The sequence below is a fragment of the Rhodopseudomonas sp. BR0G17 genome, from assembly GCF_010907025.1.
Classification (GTDB): domain Bacteria; phylum Pseudomonadota; class Alphaproteobacteria; order Rhizobiales; family Xanthobacteraceae; genus Rhodopseudomonas; species Rhodopseudomonas palustris_H.
The window spans coordinates 21,712-40,469 of record NZ_QUML01000014.1 but is presented as its reverse complement, the minus strand read 5'-3'; the positions used below and the strand labels follow the sequence as shown (position 1 = coordinate 40,469).

General features: G+C 66.5%; 16 protein-coding genes. 12 read left to right on the top strand and 4 right to left on the bottom strand.

Annotated features, from left to right (window positions below; all coding sequences use genetic code 11):
- The first annotated feature begins 172 nt into the window (after nucleotides 1-172).
- The 5 genes from dxs (at nucleotide 173) to DY467_RS13040 (ending at nucleotide 6,248) form a co-directional block, all read left to right on the top strand.
- Nucleotides 173-2,098, top strand: coding sequence for a 1-deoxy-D-xylulose-5-phosphate synthase (dxs, locus tag DY467_RS13060; RefSeq protein ID WP_107354374.1), 1,926 nt, complete (start codon nucleotides 173-175; stop codon nucleotides 2,096-2,098).
- Nucleotides 2,099-2,169: 71 nt separating this feature from the next.
- Nucleotides 2,170-2,733, top strand: a complete 564-nt coding sequence (locus DY467_RS13055; RefSeq protein WP_164636525.1) for a nucleoside 2-deoxyribosyltransferase — start codon at nucleotides 2,170-2,172, stop codon at nucleotides 2,731-2,733.
- Nucleotides 2,734-2,735: 2 nt separating this feature from the next.
- The gene (locus DY467_RS13050) at nucleotides 2,736-3,476 is read left to right on the top strand and encodes a TlyA family RNA methyltransferase (RefSeq protein ID WP_164636523.1); all 741 of its coding nucleotides are present in this window, start codon (nucleotides 2,736-2,738) and stop codon (nucleotides 3,474-3,476) included.
- 62 nt (nucleotides 3,477-3,538) lie between these two features.
- The gene (locus tag DY467_RS13045; RefSeq protein WP_164636521.1) at nucleotides 3,539-4,963 is read left to right on the top strand and encodes an MATE family efflux transporter; all 1,425 of its coding nucleotides are present in this window, start codon (nucleotides 3,539-3,541) and stop codon (nucleotides 4,961-4,963) included.
- A gap of 46 nt (nucleotides 4,964-5,009) precedes the next feature.
- Nucleotides 5,010-6,248, top strand: a complete 1,239-nt coding sequence (locus DY467_RS13040; RefSeq protein WP_164636519.1) for a class I SAM-dependent RNA methyltransferase — start codon at nucleotides 5,010-5,012, stop codon at nucleotides 6,246-6,248.
- A gap of 229 nt (nucleotides 6,249-6,477) precedes the next feature.
- Here the strand turns inward: DY467_RS13040 and DY467_RS13035 are convergent, their stop codons facing one another.
- Both DY467_RS13035 and DY467_RS13030 read right to left on the bottom strand, forming a co-directional pair.
- Complete coding sequence (locus DY467_RS13035) at nucleotides 6,478-6,888, bottom strand: cell division protein ZapA (RefSeq protein ID WP_107343097.1); 411 nt, start codon at nucleotides 6,886-6,888, stop codon at nucleotides 6,478-6,480.
- The gene (locus tag DY467_RS13030; RefSeq protein ID WP_107343096.1) at nucleotides 6,885-7,229 is read right to left on the bottom strand and encodes a DUF4164 domain-containing protein; all 345 of its coding nucleotides are present in this window, start codon (nucleotides 7,227-7,229) and stop codon (nucleotides 6,885-6,887) included. The genes DY467_RS13035 and DY467_RS13030 overlap by 4 nt, the downstream gene beginning before the upstream one ends.
- Before the next feature lie 328 nt (nucleotides 7,230-7,557).
- Between DY467_RS13030 and tkt the strand changes: the two genes are divergently transcribed.
- From tkt to DY467_RS12995, 7 genes are all read left to right on the top strand, one after another.
- Complete coding sequence (gene tkt, locus DY467_RS13025) at nucleotides 7,558-9,543, top strand: transketolase (RefSeq protein WP_164636517.1); 1,986 nt, start codon at nucleotides 7,558-7,560, stop codon at nucleotides 9,541-9,543.
- A 215-nt stretch (nucleotides 9,544-9,758) separates the two neighbouring features.
- The gene (gene gap, locus DY467_RS13020; protein WP_107343094.1) at nucleotides 9,759-10,766 is read left to right on the top strand and encodes a type I glyceraldehyde-3-phosphate dehydrogenase; all 1,008 of its coding nucleotides are present in this window, start codon (nucleotides 9,759-9,761) and stop codon (nucleotides 10,764-10,766) included.
- Nucleotides 10,767-10,987: 221 nt separating this feature from the next.
- Nucleotides 10,988-12,184, top strand: coding sequence for a phosphoglycerate kinase (locus DY467_RS13015; protein WP_164636515.1), 1,197 nt, complete (start codon nucleotides 10,988-10,990; stop codon nucleotides 12,182-12,184).
- A gap of 532 nt (nucleotides 12,185-12,716) precedes the next feature.
- Nucleotides 12,717-13,751, top strand: a complete 1,035-nt coding sequence (locus tag DY467_RS13010) for a class I fructose-bisphosphate aldolase (RefSeq protein ID WP_107343091.1) — start codon at nucleotides 12,717-12,719, stop codon at nucleotides 13,749-13,751.
- 5 nt (nucleotides 13,752-13,756) lie between these two features.
- Entirely contained in the window at nucleotides 13,757-14,416 is a 660-nt protein-coding gene (locus DY467_RS13005) for a thiamine phosphate synthase (protein WP_107354362.1), read from the top strand.
- A 16-nt stretch (nucleotides 14,417-14,432) separates the two neighbouring features.
- Entirely contained in the window at nucleotides 14,433-15,527 is a 1,095-nt protein-coding gene (locus tag DY467_RS13000; RefSeq protein ID WP_164636513.1) for a tetratricopeptide repeat protein, read from the top strand.
- Nucleotides 15,528-15,630: 103 nt separating this feature from the next.
- Nucleotides 15,631-16,419, top strand: coding sequence for an inositol monophosphatase family protein (locus DY467_RS12995; protein WP_164636511.1), 789 nt, complete (start codon nucleotides 15,631-15,633; stop codon nucleotides 16,417-16,419).
- Nucleotides 16,420-16,788: 369 nt separating this feature from the next.
- Here the strand turns inward: DY467_RS12995 and DY467_RS12990 are convergent, their stop codons facing one another.
- Entirely contained in the window at nucleotides 16,789-17,709 is a 921-nt protein-coding gene (locus DY467_RS12990) for a U32 family peptidase (RefSeq protein ID WP_164636509.1), read from the bottom strand.
- A 68-nt stretch (nucleotides 17,710-17,777) separates the two neighbouring features.
- A complete protein-coding gene (gene ubiU, locus DY467_RS12985) occupies nucleotides 17,778-18,755 on the bottom strand; it encodes a ubiquinone anaerobic biosynthesis protein UbiU (RefSeq protein ID WP_011156468.1) in 978 nt (325 codons plus the stop codon).
- Between the last annotated feature and the right edge of the window lie 3 nt (nucleotides 18,756-18,758).

Here is an 18,758-nt window from a genome sequence, read left to right as displayed (position 1 = left end):
CCGCAATAAGTGATCGAGGTCACTTCGATGATCGGGAGCGCACACTACGCTTCGATCGTTGATTTCTCCTGAAGTAGGAGTGCGGGAGCCGGGTGAGGCTCACGCAGACTGGACACTCGGACCATTCGTCGAGGGACTCACCACCCTATAGTTATAAGACTGGAATATCGCCGTGACCGAATTTAGCAAAACGCCGCTTCTCGACACCATTCGTACACCGGAAGATCTGCGCAAGCTGCGGGTCGATCAGGTTCGGCAGGTCGCCGACGAATTGCGATTGGAGACGATTGACGCGGTATCGGTCACCGGCGGGCATTTCGGCGCCGGTCTCGGCGTGGTCGAGCTGACCACCGCACTGCACTATGTGTTCGATACCCCGCGCGACCGCCTGATCTGGGACGTCGGCCACCAGGCCTACCCGCACAAGATCCTGACCGGCCGCCGCGACCGCATCCGCACGCTGCGGACGCCGGGCGGCCTGTCCGGCTTCACCAAGCGCACCGAGAGCGATCACGACCCGTTCGGCGCCGGCCATTCCTCGACCTCGATCTCGGCCGGCCTCGGTATGGCGGTGGCCAGCGAGCTGTCGGGCGTGAAAAACAACGTCATCGCGGTGATCGGCGACGGCTCGATCTCGGCCGGCATGGCCTATGAGGCGATGAACAACGCCGGCGCGATGAACTCGCGGCTGATCGTGATCCTCAATGACAACAACATGTCGATCGCTCCGCCGGTCGGCGCGATGTCGTCGTATCTGTCGCGGCTGTATTCGGGCAAGACCTACCGGTCGCTGCGCGAAGCCGGCAAGCAGATCGGCAAGCACCTGCCCAAGCTGATCGCCGACCGCGCCGCCCGCGCCGAGGAATATTCCCGCGGCTTCATGATGGGCGGCGGCACCCTGTTCGAAGAACTCGGCTTCTACTATGTCGGCCCGGTCGACGGTCACAATCTCGACCACCTGCTGCCGATCCTGCAGAACGTCCGCGATGCCGACACCGGCCCGTTCCTGATCCACGTCGTCACCCAGAAGGGCAAGGGTTACGGCCCGGCCGAAGCGGCGGCCGACAAGTATCACGCGGTGGTCAAGTTCGACATCGCCACCGGCGCCCAGGCCAAGGCCAAGTCGAACGCGCCGTCCTACCAGAACGTGTTCGGCCAGAGCCTGGTCAAGGAAGCCCAGAAGGACGACAAGATCGTCGGCATCACCGCGGCGATGCCGTCGGGCACCGGCATCGACATCTTCGAGAAGGCCTTCCCGAAGCGCACCTTCGATGTCGGCATCGCCGAACAGCATGCCGTGACCTTCGCGGCCGGCCTCGCCACCGAGGGCTACAAGCCGTTCTGTGCGATCTACTCGACCTTCCTGCAGCGCGCTTACGATCAAATCGTCCACGACGTCGCGATCCAGAAGCTGCCGGTGCGCTTTGCGATCGACCGCGCCGGACTGGTCGGTGCCGACGGCGCCACCCACGCCGGTTCGTTCGACAACGCCTATCTCGGCTGCCTGCCCAACATGGTGATCATGGCTGCAGCGGACGAAGCCGAGCTGGTGCACATGGTCGCCACCCAGGTGGCGATCGACGACCGTCCGAGCGCGGTGCGCTATCCGCGCGGCGAAGGCCGCGGCGTCGAGATGCCGGAAGTCGGCGTTCCGCTGGAAATCGGTAAGGGCCGCGTCATCCGCCAGGGCAACAAGGTCGCGCTGCTGTCGTTCGGCACCCGCCTCGCGGAAGCCGAGAAGGCCGCCGACGAACTCGCCACCCTCGGCCTCTCCACCACCGTCGCCGACGCGCGCTTCATGAAGCCGCTCGACGTCGAGCTGGTGCTGAAGCTCGCCCGCGATCACGAAGTGCTGCTCACCATCGAAGAAGGTTCGATCGGCGGCTTCGGCAGCCACGTGATGCAGACGCTGGCCGAGCACGGCATGCTCGACGGCGAAGTGAAGATGCGCGCGCTGGTGCTGCCCGACGTGTTCCTGGATCACGACAACCCGACCGCGATGTACGCCCGCGCCGGCCTCGACGCCAAGGCGATCGTCAAGAAGGTGTTCGACGTGCTCGGCAAGGACGCCAAGGCCGACACCGTGAAGCTGGCCTGATCCGGCTGCTTTCGCTAATTCATCAGGACGGCGGCACGGGCGACCGTGTCGCCGTTTTGTTTTAGGCGCCCATGAAGATCTACCTCGCCGGCCCCGACGTGTTTCTGCCCGATGCGCTGCAGATCGGCCGGCGCAAGGCCGAGCTGTGCGCGGATCACGGCTTTGCCGGGCTGTTTCCGCTCGACAATGCGGTCGCGCTCGCCGCGCACGACGCGTCGCTGCAGATCTTTCGCGGCAACGAAGCGATGATGAATGAAGCCGACGCCATCATCGCCAATCTGACGCCGTTCCGCGGTCCCAGTGCCGACGCCGGCACGGTGTACGAACTCGGCTACATGGCCGGACGCGGCAAGCTGGTGCTCGGCTATTCGAACGACCCGGCGAACTACGTCGCGCGGGTCAAGCAGTTCGAAACCGTCGAGAGCCGCGACGGCCTGCTGATCGGTGCCGACGGCCTTGCGGTCGAAGACTTCGGCCTCGCCGACAATCTGATGCTGATCCATTGCCTCGATCTGCACGGCGCGCCGCTGGTGACGCCGCGCCAGATGCCGGCCGATCCATGGCACGACCTCGACAGCTTCACCGCCTGCGTCCGGATCGCGGCGGAGCGGCTGCGGCCGCATCAGGCGCGCTGACCATGGCGAAGCCACCTGAATCCGCGCCACGCAAACGCGCCGATGTCGTGCTGGTCGAGCGCGGCCTGTTCGACAGCCGCGCGCGGGCGCAGGCGGCGATCGAGGCCGGGCTCGTAATTGCGGACGGCAAGCCGGTCGCCAAGGTCTCCGAACCGATCGCGCTCGACGCACAGCTTGAAGCGCAGCCGGCGCATCCCTGGGTATCGCGCGGCGGCGTCAAGCTCGCCGGCGCGCTGGAGCATTATCCGATCGAGATCGAGGATCACGTCTGCCTCGACGTCGGCTCCTCCACCGGCGGCTTCACCGAGGTGCTGCTGGCGCACGGCGCCGCGCTGGTGTTCGCCGTCGATGTCGGCCGCGATCAGCTCCACGCTTCACTGCGCGGCCATCCCAAGATCGTGTCGATGGAAGAGACCGACATCCGCAAGCTCGAGGGCACGCGGCTGCCGCAGCGGCCGGACATCGTGGTGATCGACGCCAGCTTCATCTCGCTGAAGCAGGTGCTGCCCGCGGCGCTGTCGCTTGCCGCATCGCCGATGAGTCTGCTGGCGCTGATCAAGCCGCAGTTCGAGGCGCCCTCGAAGCGCGGCATCGTGCGCGACGCCAAGGTGCATCGCGCGGTGTGCGACGACGCCATCGCCCTCGCCGCCTCGCTCGGCTGCCGCGACATCGAGGTCTTTGCGTCCTCGATCGCCGGTGGTGACGGCAATGTCGAATTCTTCCTCGGTGCAAAGCGCGGATAAGGGCTTTCAAGGCGCGACGTCTTGGCCGGAACCAAAGTCTTACTCCGGCCGCAACTTCGGCTATGGTGCGCGCCATGACCGTACCTGGTTCCAACATCGCCGCCGGCGCGCTTGCGCCGGCGAAATCGTCTGCGTGGCGGACAGAGCTGATCGAAACGCTGTGGCTCGCATGGCCGATGGCGCTGACGCAGCTCGGCCAGATCGCGATGATGACCACCGATCTGGCGCTGATCGGCCGGCTCGGCGATGCCGCCGTGGCCGCGGCTGCGCTCGCGCATATCGTGCTGTTCTCGACCTTCACGATGGGCCTTGGGCTCGTCTCCGCGGTAACGCCGCTGGCGGCGCAGGCGTTCGGCGCGCGCGCGCCGCGGCAGGTGCGTGCGTCGCTGCGCGTCGGGCTGTGGGCGGGCGTGATCGCCGGCGTGCCGCTCACGCTTGGCCAGCTCTATGGCGAAGAGCTGCTGGTTGCGCTCGGCCAGAATCCTGAGACCTCGCGCCTCGCCGGCGATTATCTCGACGGACTGGCATGGTCGCTGGTGCCCGGCTGGCTGTTCATCGCGCTGCGCGGCTTGATGGGCGCGGTGAACCGGCCCGAGCCGGCGCTGTGGATCATGCTGACCGCGATCCCGATCAATCTCGGCCTCGCTTACGTGCTGATCCACGGCTCGTTCGGCCTGCCGCGGCTGGAAATCTTCGGCGCCGGCCTTGCCACCAGCATCGTGTCGTGGGCGATGTGCATCGCCGCCGCATTGGTGTGCGTGACGATGCGCCCGTTCCGGAAGTACCAGGTATTCGGCGAGTTGTTCCGGTTCGACGGCGAGCTGATGCGCCGGCTGCTGCAGCTCGGCCTGCCGATCTCCGGCGCTTCCGTGCTGGAATACGGCGTGTTCGGTGCCGCGGCGCTCCTGATGGGCAAGTTCGGCACCACCGCGCTCGCCGCGCATCAAATCGCCCTGCAGGTCGCCGCAATCATGTTCATGGTGCCGATGGGGATCTCGGTCGCCGCCACGGTGCGGGTCGGTCATGCGGTCGGCCGCGGCGATCCGCCGTCGGCGCGACGCGCCGGCTTTGCGGCGATCGGCCTCGGCTTCATCTTCATGGCCGCGATGACGCTGCTGGTCGCGCTGACACGGCATCAGATTCCGCAGCTGTTCCTCGGCGATTCAGACACCTCGATCGAAACCGCGACGCTGACCGCGGCGCTGCTGATCGTCGGCGCGAGCTTCTTCATTGCCGACGGCCTGCAGGTCGTCGCCAACGGCGCGCTGCGCGGCCGCAACGACACCAAGGTGCCGCTGCTGTTTGCGGTGCTCGGGTTCTGGCTGATCGGCTTTCCGTTCTGCTGGGTGCTCGGCTTCCACACCGACCTCGGCCCGTTCGGTGTCTGGATCGGGCTGGCGATCGGCCTGACCGTCTATGCGGCGCTGCTGGTGTGGCGGTTTCACCGGCTGACGCGCGACGCAATGGCAGCGGCCGTCGCCGCCTGATCACTTCCGGCTTTACGGCCTGCCGGCCGGGGACTATCGCATCGCCATGATCCAGACCCTGACGATCGATCAGCTCGGCCACCGCGGCGACGGCGTCAGCCTGTCGCCAGGCGGCGCGACTTACGTGCCGTTTGCGCTGCCCGGCGAAACCGTCGAGGCCGAACCGGTGCAGGGCCATCCCGACCGCCGCAAACTGCTGCGCGTCGAGGTCCCCAGCCCCGACCGGGTGGCACCGTTCTGTCCGCATTTCGGCATGTGCGGCGGCTGCGCGATCCAGCATTTGCGCGACGAGCCGTATCGGACGTGGAAGCGCAACCTGGTAATCGAGACGCTGGCGCAGGCGGGGATCGACGTTCCGGTCGATCCGCTGATCGATGCCCACGGCGCCGGTCGCCGCCGCGTCACGCTGCATGGACGCCGCGGCACGCACGACATTCTCAAGGTCGGCTTCAGCGCCACCGCAAGCCACGACATCATCGCCATCGATCACTGCCCGATCCTCGATCCGGCGCTGAGCGGCGCGCTGGAAGCGGCCTGGGCGTTGGCCGAAGCGCTGACGCCGGTCGGCAAGCCCCTCGATATTCAAGTCACCGCCACCGAAAACGGTCTCGATATCGACGTACGCGGCTCGGGCCCGCTGCCGCCGAAGATGATCACCTCGCTGTCGCAGCTCGCCGATAAGCACAAGCTCGCCCGGCTGACGCGCCACGGTGAATTAGTTCTGCTGCGCCGGCCGCCGGTGGTGGCGATCGGCAAGGCCAAGGTGACGCTGCCGCCGGGCGCATTCCTGCAGGCGACGGCGCTCGGCGAACAAACGCTGGCAGAGCTGGCGATAGCTCATCTCGGCCGCGCCAAGCAGGTCGCGGATCTGTTCTGCGGCGTCGGCCCGTTCGCACTGCGCCTCGCCGAGAAGGCCCGGGTGTTCGCCTGTGACAGCGACGCGCCGGCCGTCGCGGCGCTGCAGAAGGCCGCGCCGGCGACGCCGGGGCTGAAGCCGGTGAAGGCCGAAGCGCGCGATCTGTTCCGTCGCCCGCTCGCACCGCCCGAACTCCGCGACTTCGACGCCGTGCTGTTCGATCCCCCGCGCCAGGGCGCGCAGGCGCAGGCCGCGCAGCTCGCAGCCAGCCGGGTGCCGCTGGTACTCGCCGTCTCCTGCAACGCCACCACCTTCGCCCGCGACGCAAAGCTGCTGATCGACGGCGGCTACAAACTCGACCGCGTGATCCCGGTCGATCAGTTCAAGTACACACCGCATGTCGAGCTGGTGGCGGTGCTCAGGAAGTAACAACAGCTCTTTGCTGCAATCACAACCTTTCCCCGTCATTCCGGGGCGCGCGCAGCGCGAGCCCGGAATCCATACCCCCTATCGTCACAGTTGAGTACTGCATCTCCGCTGCAGTGCTTCACCGCGATTCCAGGGGATATGGATTCCGGGCCTGCGCGCAAGGGCGCGCATCCCGGAATGACAAACGGTAGTATCCCCGGCAATTGCGCGCTGTAAGAAAGAAACAAGACTACCCGATCGCGATGCCGCCGCCGATGGTGCGGTTGAGGACCTGGGTGGTGCGCTCGATGCGTTCGGCGGCGCTGTTGAGCGCGGCGGCGACGGCGCGGTTGGTCGATACGGTGCGATCGAGCGAAGCGGCGCGGTCGTTGCGCAAAGCATCGACTTCCTGCTGCAGCGAGGCGATGCGGCCGTGGGCATCGAGGAGTTCGTCCGCCATCATCAGCGCCGCCATCACGGTCAGCCGCGCGTCGCCGATCTCGCCGAACCGGCCGCGCAGGCTCTGAATCCGTGTCTCGAGATTTTCAGCGAGCCCGAGCAGCTGCGGCTCCTGGCCCGGCTCGCAGGCCATCCGGTATTGCCGGCCGTTGATGGTGACGCTGACGTGGTTGGCGGACCCAGCGGAGTCGCTCGAGCTCATGACTCCTCCTCGGCCGGCTGTGGATCGCCCGCTTCCGTATCGAGCACGTGGCGAATGGTGTCGATGGCGGAATCGAGCCGCTGCGCGATCTCGCGATTGACCCGCTCGAGTTTGCGGCTGCGCACCAGCGCACCGTCGAGTTCGTCGGCGAGGCGCGACCGATCGGCGCCGAGCGCCTGGATTCGCGAGGCCAGCTCGTCCTCGTCGCGGTCGGCCTCGGCACGCCGTTCCACCGCGCTTTCCAGCGCTTCAAGCGCCGCTGCAAGGCGGCGAGCCGCCGCAACGATCTCGGCCGGTGCCTGATCGGCAGCGATGGAACCGTGGGCAGGACGATCCGTCATGCTCGTTGCGCGACCCCTCGCAAGCTCCCACACCCGAGGTCTCTGGGGACCCCCACAAAAGCCACGATTGAACAAGCCTTTAGAGCATGAAATTTACGTGGCGCAGAAGCCCAGCGCAACGCTGCCGCTGCACTATGCACTGCAAAGCACCCGCCAAAGCGCCGGTTCCGGGCCAAAATGTTGGCCCTAGCGGTATCGGGTGCTATGCCGAACTGGCTTCCCCGGCTGTCCAGCCCCATCTGTTCTGTTCATCGCCCTGCCATGGAGGCAGGGCACGTTCCGATTCTACCGGAACAACCGCAACCCTCATTTTCAGGCGAGATCCATCATGGCGCAGGTCGATCATTCCCGTATGGCAAACGCAATCCGGGCGCTGGCGATGGATGCGGTGGAGAAGGCCAAATCCGGCCATCCCGGGCTGCCGATGGGGGCCGCCGATGTCGCGACCGTGCTGTGGTCGCAGTTTCTGAAATTCGATGCCGCCGATCCGCACTGGCCGGACCGCGACCGTTTCATTCTGTCGGCCGGCCACGGCTCGATGCTGCTCTATGCGCTGCTGTATCTGACCGGCAACGAAGAACTGACGCTCGATCAGATCAAGAATTTCCGCCAGCTCGACTCCAAGACGCCGGGCCATCCGGAGAACTGCATCACCTCGTCGGTCGAGACTACCACCGGCCCGCTCGGCCAGGGCGTCGCCTCGTCGGTCGGCACGGCGCTGGCGGAGCGGCTGCTGCAGGCGGAGTTTGGCGACATCGTCGATCACTACACCTACGTGCTGTGCTCGGACGGCGACCTGATGGAAGGCGTCAGCCACGAGGCGATCGCGCTCGCCGGGCACCTCAAGCTGTCGAAGCTGATCTTCCTTTACGACGACAACGGCATCTCGATCGACGGCCCGCTGTCGCTCACCGACAATGTCGACCAGGTCGCGCGCTTCCAGGCGCATGGCTGGAATTCATTCCGGATCGACGGTCACGACCACAAGGCGATCGCCGACGCGATACGCAAAGCCCAGGCCTCCGACCGGCCGACCATGATCGCCTGCAAGACCACCATCGGCTTCGGCGCGCCGCATAAGGCCGGCACCTCGAAGGCGCATGGCGAACCGCTCGGAGCCGAAGAGCTTGCGGGCGCCAAGAAGGCGCTCGGCTGGGACTACGGCCCGTTCGAGATTCCGGACGACGTGCTCGGTGCCTGGCGCAATGTCGGCAAACAGGGCGCCTCCGCCCGCGCCGACTGGCTGGCCCGGTTCGACGCGCTGCCGGCGGACAAGCGCGACGATTTCAAACGCCGGGTGATCGACCGTAAGCGGCCGGCGGCGATTGCGGATGCGATCCGTGCGCTCAAGGAAAAACTGGTCGCCGAACCGCAGACCATCGCCACCCGCAAGGCCAGCGAACTGGCGCTGGAAGCACTTACGCCGGTGGTGCCCGAGCTGCTGCTCGGCTCCGCCGACCTGACGCCCTCCAACAATACCCGCGTCAAGCAAGCCAAGGACGTGACACCGGACGATTTCTCCGGCCGCTACATCCATTACGGCATCCGCGAGATGGGGATGGCGGCGGCGATGAACGGCCTTGCGCTGCATGGCGGGTTCGCGCCCGCGGGCGGCACCTTCTTGTGCTTCACCGACTATGCGCGGCCGTCGATGCGGGTCGCGGCACTGTCGCATGTGCCAGTCGTCTACATCATGACCCACGATTCGATCGGGCTCGGCGAAGACGGCCCGACGCATCAGCCGGTCGAACACCTCGCCGCTCTGCGGGCGATGCCGAACATGCGGGTATTCCGCCCGGCCGACGCGGTGGAAACCGCCGAATGCTGGCAGCTCGCGCTGGAGAACACCAACGGGCCGACCGTGCTGGCGCTGTCGCGGCAGAACCTCGCTCAGGTCCGCACCGCAACCTCCGAGGCCAACCTCTGCGCCACCGGCGGCTACGAGCTGATCCCGGCGCCGGGCAAGGCGCAGGTGTCGATCTTCGCCACCGGCTCCGAGGTCGAGATCGCGGTCGCGGCGCAGAAGCTGCTCGAGGTGCAGGGCGTCGCCGCCCGCGTCGTCTCGGTGCCGTCGCTCGATCTGCTGCTGGCGCAGGACGACGCCACCCGCGCCGCGATCATCGGCGATGCGCCGGTCAAGGTCGCGGTCGAAGCCGCGGTGCGGTTCGGCTGGGACGCGGTGATCGGTCCGGACGGCGGCTTCGTCGGCATGACCGGCTTCGGCGCCAGCGCGCCGGCCAAGGACCTCTACAAGCACTTCGGCATTACCGCCGAGGCCGTGGCGGACGCCGCTAAGCGTCGGCTCGCCGCCTAATATCGCGGCGCCCGCACGTGGGCGATTAAGGATCGCGCAATTTTTCGGGCGCGGCAGTTCACCGCATCAGGTGGGCCGCGCCTGCGGTAAGTCTTTGATCTGAATCATGAACGAGCGGATTGCAACCGCTCGGTATTTTGGGCATGAAACCGCGCAAGAGTACGGGGAGCGCCCCGTCGTAGAATTGAAAATCATCTGCAGCGAGGAGAAGTTGGATGGCAGTTCGGGTCGCGATCAATGGGTTTGGCCGCATCGGCCGCAACGTTATGCGGGCGATCTACGAGTCCGGTCGTAAGGATATCGAAGTCGTTGCGATCAACGATCTCGGCCCGGTCGAGACCAATGCCCATCTGCTGCGCTTCGACTCCGTCCACGGCCGCTTCCCGCACGAGGTCAAGGTCGACGGCGACACGATCGATGCCGGCCGCGGCAAGATCAAGGTGACGGCGATCAAGGATCCGTCGGCGCTGCCGTACAAGGAAGTCGGCGTCGACATCGCGCTGGAATGCACCGGCATCTTCACCGCGCGCGATAAGGCCGCCGCGCTGCTGACCGCCGGCGCCAAGCGCGTTCTGGTTTCGGCTCCGTCGGACGGCGCTGACGCGACCATCGTGTATGGCGTCAACCACGCCACCCTGTCGAAGGACCACATGGTGGTTTCGAACGGCTCGTGCACCACGAACTGCCTGGCTCCGGTCGCCAAGGTGCTCAACGACACCGTCGGCATCGAAACCGGCTTCATGACCACGATCCATGCCTACACCGGCGACCAGCCGACGCTGGACACCATGCACAAGGATCTCTACCGCGGCCGCGCCGCGGCGATGTCGATGATCCCGACCTCGACCGGCGCCGCCAAGGCGATCGGCCTGGTGCTGCCCGAGCTGAAGGGCAAGCTGGACGGCGTCGCGATCCGCGTGCCGACCCCGAACGTCTCGGTGGTCGACCTCAAGATCATCGCCAAGAAGGCCACCACCAAGGAAGAGATCAACGAAGCGATCAAGCGCGCCGCCGAGCAGGAGCTGAAGGGCATCCTCGGCTACACTAACGCGCCGAACGTCTCGATCGACTTCAACCACGATCCGCACTCGTCCACCTTCCACATGGACCAGACCAAGGTGCAGAACGGCACGCTGGTGCGCGTGATGTCGTGGTACGACAACGAGTGGGGCTTTTCCAACCGCATGGCCGACACCGCCGTCGCGATGGGCAAGCTGATCTAATCGACCAAGTCTCGATCTAATCGACTAAGCCGCTCAGCGGCGAAGTCGACGACGACACGGCGCCTCATGCACCAAGCTCGGGTTATCACCCGCTTCTGCCATGAGGCGCCGCATTCGACGCGCCGAAGCTGTTCTTCGTGCGCCCATCATCCTCCCTCATCCTGAGGAGCCGAGCGCAGCGAGGCGTCTCGAAGGATGACACCCAAGGCACCGGGTTCATCATGACAAAGACATTCCGCACCCTCGACGACGTCGATGTGAAGGGCAAGCGCGTGCTGCTGCGCGTCGATCTCAACGTGCCGATGGACGCCGGCAAGGTGACCGACACCACCCGGCTCGAGCGCGTGATGCCGACCATCACCGAGCTGTCGAGCAAGGGCGCCAAGGTGATCCTGCTGGCGCATTTCGGCCGGCCGAAGGGCCGCGACGACAAGAACTCGCTCAAGCCGGTCGCCGCCGCGCTGGCCGACGTCATCAAGAAGCCGGTCGGCTTCGCTGATGACTGCATCGGCGAGCCCGCCGCCAAGGCGATCGCCGCAATGAACGACGGCGACATCCTGTGCCTGGAAAACACCCGCTTCCATCCCGAGGAAGAGAAGAACGATCCGGCGTTCGTCGACAAGCTCGCCGAGCTCGGCGACATCTGGGTCAACGACGCGTTCTCGGCCGCGCACCGCGCCCACGCCACCACCGAAGGCCTCGGCCACAAGCTGCCGGCCTATGCGGGCCGCACCATGCAGGCCGAGCTGGTGGCGCTGAACAAGGCGCTGGAAGCGCCGGTGAAGCCGGTGATCGCGATCGTCGGCGGCGCCAAGGTATCGACCAAGATCGACCTGCTCGAAAACCTCGTCACCAAGGTGCAGGCGCTGGTGATCGGCGGCGGCATGGCCAACACCTTCCTGCACGCCCAGGGCGTCAAGGTCGGCAAGTCGCTGTGCGAGAAGGACTTGGCCCCGACCGCGCTGCGCATCATCGATAAGGCCGAAGCCGCCAACTGCGCCATCATCCTCCCGGTCGACGCCACCGTGGCCTATCACTTCGAGGCCAACGCGCCGTCGTTCGCCTACGGCCTCGACGCGATCCCGCCGGACAGCATGATCCTCGACGTAGGCCCGCGCTCGATCGAGCGCATCCACGCCGCGATCGACGACGCCGCCACCCTGGTGTGGAACGGCCCGGTCGGCGCGTTCGAGCTGACGCCGTTCGACAAGGGCACCGTCGAAGCCGCCAAGCATGCCGCCAAGCGCACCAAGGCCGGCAAGCTGGTGTCGGTGGCAGGCGGCGGCGACACCGTCGCGGCGCTCAACCACGCCGGCGTCGCCGACGACTTCACCTACATCTCGACAGCCGGTGGCGCCTTCCTGGAATGGATGGAAGGCAAGCCGCTGCCGGGCGTGGAAGTCCTCCGGGTCAAGTAGGCCCAGCTCAGCCCACTCGGGCGCGAAGAACGCCCAGGTTGTAGATACAGCGTTTCGCACCTACACTCCGAGCAGGAGTGTGGTGCGGATCGCACGGCCGAGATGACGGCGCCTGGGCTGCGGCCGACCGATCCGCCGCTCCCTGACTTGAATGATCCAGAGATCAAGGCAGAATTCGCCGGGCGTGTGCGGCCATCAACGCGAGTGCAGAAGACCAAGAGCTCCTTGAGCAGCTCGCCGTTATGCTGATCGAAGTCTGGGGCGACGACGGGAAGTGACACGCCCGTCCTTACCGCATTCTCTCTCGTCATCGCCCGCGAAGGCGGGCGATCCAGTATGGCAGTGAAAGGCGGATCGAACACGAGCGCTCTGGAACACTGGTTCCCCCGCCTTCGCGGGGAATGACGCTAGCCGCCTCTCCACTGGCGACATGGCCGCGGTCAATCGCGCCCTCGCCATCTTCCTCGGCATTGTCTAAGACCCTGTCCGAACGGCTTCCCAAACCAACAAGAACAGCCAAAGGAGAGACGCGATGAACCTCGCTGACTTGAACCAGATCGCTCGCGCCATGGTCGCGCCCGGCAAGGGCATTCTCGCTGCCGACGAGTCGTCGGGAACGATCAAGAAGCGGTTCGACGTGATCGGGGTGGAGTCGACCGAGACCAACCGCCGCGATTATCGCGAGATGCTGTTCCGCTCCAAGGAAGCGATGAGCGACTACGTCTCCGGCGTGATCCTGTACGACGAGACGATCTGGCAGAACGCCGCCGACGGCACTCCGCTGGTGAAGCTGATCGAGCAGGCCGGCAGCATCCCCGGCATCAAGGTCGACGAGGGCACCCAGCCGCTGCCGAACTGCCCGGGCGAGACCATCACGGTCGGCCTCGACAAGCTCGCCGAGCGGCTCGCCAAGTACTACAAGCAGGGCGCCCGCTTCGCGAAATGGCGCGCCGTGATCGACATCGACACCGCCCGCGGGGTGCCGACCCACACCGCGATCATGACCAACGCCCATGCGCTGGCGCGCTACGCGGCGCTGTGCCAGCAGGCCCAGATCGTGCCGATCGTCGAGCCCGAGGTGCTGATGGACGGCGCCCACGACATCGACACCTGCTACAACGTCACCGAATGGGTGCTGAAGGAAACCTTCCAGCAACTCTACTTCCAGGGCGTCGCCCTCGAAGGCATGATCCTGAAGCCGAATATGGCGGTCCCCGGCAAGAAATCGGCTAAGAAGGCGTCGGTGCAGGAAGTCGCCGAAAAGACCGTGAAGCTGCTGAAGGCCTGCGTGCCGTCGGCGGTTCCGGGCATCGCCTTCCTGTCCGGCGGCCAGTCGGACGAAGAAGCGACGGCGCATCTCGATGCCATGAACAAGATCGGCGGCCTGCCCTGGGGCCTCACCTTCTCGTACGGCCGTGCCCTGCAGGCCGCGCCGCAGAAGGCGTGGTCGGGCAAGGCCGAAAACGTCGCGGCCGGTCAGGCCGCGTTCACGCACCGGGCCCGGATGAACTCGCTCGCCGCCAAGGGCGAGTGGAGCGCCGAGCTCGAAACCAAGAAGGCCGCCTGAGCCGTATGAACGCCAAGCCTGCTCCATCGCGTCCGGCGCCGCGCCTGTATCTGGCGACGCCGGTGACTGCCGATCCCGCCGCCCTGGTCGCGGCCCTGCCGAAGCTGCTCGCCGCCGCCGATATCGCGGCGGTGCTGCTGCGGCTGGAGCCGTCCGATCCGCGGACCCTGACGTCGCGGATCAAGGCGGTGGCGCCGGTGGTGCAGGCAGGCGGCGCAGCTCTCCTGGTCGACGGCCACGCCGACCTGGTGGCACGCGGCGGCGCCGACGGGGCGCATCTGTCCGGCCTCAAGGCGATGCAGGAATGGCTGCCGCAATTGCAGCCGTCCCGGATCGCCGGCGTCGGCGGGCTCGAAACCCGCCATGATTCGATGATCGCCGGCGAAGCCGGCGCTGATTACGTGCTGTTCGGCGAGCCCGGCGCCGACGGCACCCGGCCGTCGGCCGAGGCGATTGCCGAGCGTTTGGACTGGTGGGCCGAGCTGTTCGAGCCGCCATGCGTCGGCTATGCGACCAGCCGCGACGAAGTCCATCAATTCGCCACAGCAGGTGCCGATTTCGTGCTGGTGGGCGACTTCATCTGGAGCGCCGACGTTCCCACGGCCGCGCTGGCGGACGCCGGCGAAGCGCTGCGCCAAGGCTTCGCTGCCGCCCCCCGGCAATAACACATTGGATTCCAAGATGAAGGCGCTGCGCGCGTTCGCGATTGTTGCGGCTTCGGTGCTGCTTGCCACCGGCGCAGCGGCGCAAGTCTCGCTGTCGCCGCCGTCCGGCCCCAACCCGTTCCCGAAGCCGCTGGAGCCGGAAAAGCCGAAGCCCCGGCCGCCGGCCCCGGCCAAGGCCCCCGCCACCGAGGCCAAGGACAAGGCCAAGAAGCCGGCCGATAAACCCGACGCCAAGGCTGCCCCCGAGGGCGGCGGCGCGGCCGCGGCCGAAGATCCCAATGTCGACCTGGTGTACGGCGCCTATCAGCGCGGCTTCTACAAGACGGCGTTCGAGCTGGCCCAGAAGCGCGCCGCCGATAACGACGCCAAAGCCATGACCATGCTGGGCGAGCTTTACGCCAACGCCCTCGGCGTCAAGCGCGACTATAAGAAGGCGGTCGAGTGGTATTCGAAAGCGGCCGACCTCGGCGACCGCGAGGCGATGTTTGCCCTCGCCATGGCCCGGATGGGCGGCCGCGGCGGCCCGCCGAACCGTGAGGAAGCCGCCAAATGGCTGGCGCAGGCCGCCAAGCTCGGCGAGCCGAAGGCGGCCTATAATCTGGCGCTGCTCTACCTCGACGGCCAGACCTTCCCGCAGGACGTCAAGCGCGCGGCCGAACTGCTGCGGATGGCGGCCGACGCCGGCAACCCGGAGGCCCAATATGCGCTGGCGACCTTCTACAAAGAAGGTACCGGGGTAACAAAGAACATCGAGCAGTCGGTGCGGCTGCTGCAGGCCGCCGCGCTCGCCGGCAACGTCCCGGCCCAGGTTGAATACGCCATCGCGCTGTACAACGGCACCGGCACGCCGAAAAACGAGCCGGCCGCCGTGGCGCTGCTGCGCAAGGCGGCGCGCGCCAACAACCCGATCGCCCAGAATCGCCTCGCCCACGTGCTGGTCTCCGGCCAAGGGGCGCCGCGTGACATCAACGAAGCCATGAAATGGCACCTGGTCGCCAAGACCGCCGGCAAGGGCGACCTGCAGCTCGACCAGACGCTGGCGCAGATGTCGCCCGAGGATCGCGCCAAAGCCGAAGAGGCGGCGCGGACCTGGATCGGCGGCGGCAAATGATCCGGGTTGACGCCGCCCGCCGCACAGGGCACCCCTTGCGGCCGCAAACCCCACACATCCCCTTCCCGACCAGACCGTTCGCAGGTCGTCACGAGACCAGACCATGATCCATTCCGCTCTCATCAACGTCATGGTCAAGGCGGCGCGCCGCGCCGGCCGCAGCCTCAAGCGCGACTTCGGCGAGATTGAAAATCTCCAGGTGTCGCTGAAGGGCCCGGCCAACTTCGTGTCCCGCGCCGACAAGCGCGCCGAAGAGATGCTGTACGAGGACCTGTCGAAGGCGCGCCCGGGCTACGGCTTCCTCGGCGAGGAAGGCGGCAGCCGCGAAGGCGCCGACAAGACCCATCGCTGGATCGTCGATCCGCTCGACGGCACTACCAACTTCCTGCACGGCATCCCGCATTTCGCGATCTCGATCGGCCTCGAACGCGAAGGCACGATGATCGCCGGCGTGATCTACAATCCGGCCAATGAAGAGCTGTACATCGCCGAGCGCGGCAAGGGTGCGTTTCTCAACGACACCCGGCTGCGCGTCGCCAACCGCCGCGAACTCCACGACTGCGTCATCGGCTGCGGCCTGCCGCATCTCGGCCGCGGCGACTTCGCGCAGAACCAGCGCGAGATGGCCGCGCTGCAGCCCAAGGTCGCCGGCCTGCGCCGGTTCGGCACCGCCTCGCTCGACCTCGGCGCGGTCGCGGCCGGCCGCTTCGACGGCTTCTGGGAACGCAATCTGTCGCCGTGGGACATCGCGGCCGGCATCGTGATGATCCGCGAAGCCGGCGGCACCGTCGGCGACATCAACGGCGGCGACGTGCTGAAAACCGGCGACATCGTCTGCGGCAACGAAACCATCCACGCCGAACTGGCGCGGATCTTAAAGCCGCTGACCTGAAGCGCTGAGCAGACGCTGGTCGTAAACGGCTCCCCCTAAACAGTCGTCATCGCCGGGCTCGACCCGGCGATCCATCTTCTTCAATTGATGTTGTTGAACACGCGCTCACGCGCGGGATGGATGCGCGGGCCTTCGCCGCGCCGAAGAGGCTTCGGCCCCGCAGGCGGGTCAAGCCCGCGCATGACGGAACCGAGTGCTGGTCCGCCGTGCCACAGCATCGGCCGTCATCGCCCGCGTAGGCGGGCGATCCAGTATTCCAGAGGCTTGCTTCAAGAATCAGCGCACCACCGTACTGGATCCTCCGCATACGCGGAGGATGACGGTTGGTAGTGTGGAGACGGCGCCGAACTTCAAATAATCGCCGCGTGCTTACGCCGCCGGCACGATCCGCCGGACGTCGCCCGAGTCGGTGACGAAGGCAGCACCCGGCTTGGAGAACAGGAAGCCGTTCGACTTCTTCAGCGAATAAAGCTGGTCGAGCTTCTGTGCACCTTCGGCCACCGCGATCTTGCCGTCGATCACGTCGCGATACAGCTTGGCGACCGCCACCATGTCGCACTGCTGCGGCGACAGGCGCATCGAGGAAACGCCGGCGTCCTTGAGCTTGTCGATGTCGCCGAGCAGGCTGGCGCAGGTGTAGGACAGCGTCTGCACGCCGTTCATCGCCAGGAACGGCTCGTCATCGAGCGTCGTCACGGCGAGACCGTCCGGGTCCTGCTCGCAGACGAACTTGCAATTGTCCTTCGCCAGCTTGTTGAGCCGGGCATGATAGCAGCGCGCCGAGATCGCCAGCGGTACCCGGCCGAACGAGAACACCTCGAACGACACGTTGGGCAGCGACTTGGCGATGCTGCGGATCGCCGACAGCGGCAGCTCCGGCGGCAGGCAGATGCGGCTGGCGCCGCGCGAGGCGAAATACGCCGCGGTCGACTCGTTGTAGATGTTGACGAACGGACCGATCGCGTGGGCCTTGCCGCCGAGCATGCCGAGGCAGGAGAGGTCGTTGACCTCCATCATGAAGCCGTCGTCGGCAGCGAGCTCGGCCATCGCCTTGCGCTCGCGCGGCAGCGACATCAGCACCAGCGAGCCCATCAGCACTTTCTTGCCGGCGCCGGCGAGGCGCTCGACCACCGCCGGGATGTGCTCCTCGAGGAACGGCTGGCGCTTCGAGCACACCACCTCGCCGACCACGACGGTATCGACCGGCGCTTCGTCGGCGATGCGGAAATAGAAGTCGCGCCACTCTTCCGGCTTCCAGTTGAACAGCACCGGTCCAAGCGTGAGTTGCATGGGAGTAGCCTCGCTGTAGGTGGTTCGCGAAAAATCACTCGGCGCCGACAGGCGTCGGCGCCACGTTGTCAGCGCCAGGTCTTCTTGTAGGCGCCGGTGGTGGTCGACTGGCCTTCGGTCAGGCCGCGCAGTGCATCGACCGGCAGAGGCCGTCCGTCATCGAGCGCGGCGAGCACGTCCTTGAAGGTCTTCACCACCCGCTCGATATAGGCGCGGCCGCGCTGGCGACCTTCGATCTTGAGCGCCGCAACGCCGGCGGCGCGGAGGTCCGGCAGCATCGTGGTGGCATCGAGGCTGGCCGGATCTTCGAACAAATAGCCGCAGCCTTCGTCGGTCTGGTAGCGGCCCTTGCACAGCGTCGGATACGCCGCAGCCTCGCCCTTGGCGAATTTGTTGATAGTGAACTCACCGAGCCGCGACACCAGCGAGCCGTTCTGCTCGCGATACTGGATCGAGGCTGCCGGCGAACACACGCCGTCCATATTGGGCGACTTGCCGGTGGCGTAGGACGACAGCGAGCAGCGGCCTTCTTCCATCACGCACAGGCCGCCGAAGATGAAGACCTCGGTCTCGACCTTCACCTCTTTGGTGATCGCGGCGATTTCCTGCACGCTGAGGACGCGCGGCAGCACCACGCGCTGGGCGTTGAAGCTGTCGACATAGAACCGGATCGAATCCGGATTGGCGGCGGCCGCCTGCACCGAGACGTGCAGCCGCTGCTCCGGATGAGTCTTGGCGCAGTAATCCATCACGCCGACATCGGCGAGGATCAGCGCATCGGCTTCGGCTTCGACGGCGTCGTCGACCGCGCGCTGCCACAGTTCGACATTGCCGGCGCGCGCGAAAGTGTTGATCGCCACCAGCACCTTGGTGCCGTAGCGATGCGCGTGCGCGATCGACTCCCGCATCTCCTCGCGGCTGAAGTTCAGCCCCGGGAAGTTGCGCGCGTTGGTTTCGTCATTGAAGCCGCAATAGATCGCGTCGGCGCCTGCGGCGACGGCATCATGCAGCGCTGCCGGCGTACCAGCGGGACAGATCAGTTCCATGCT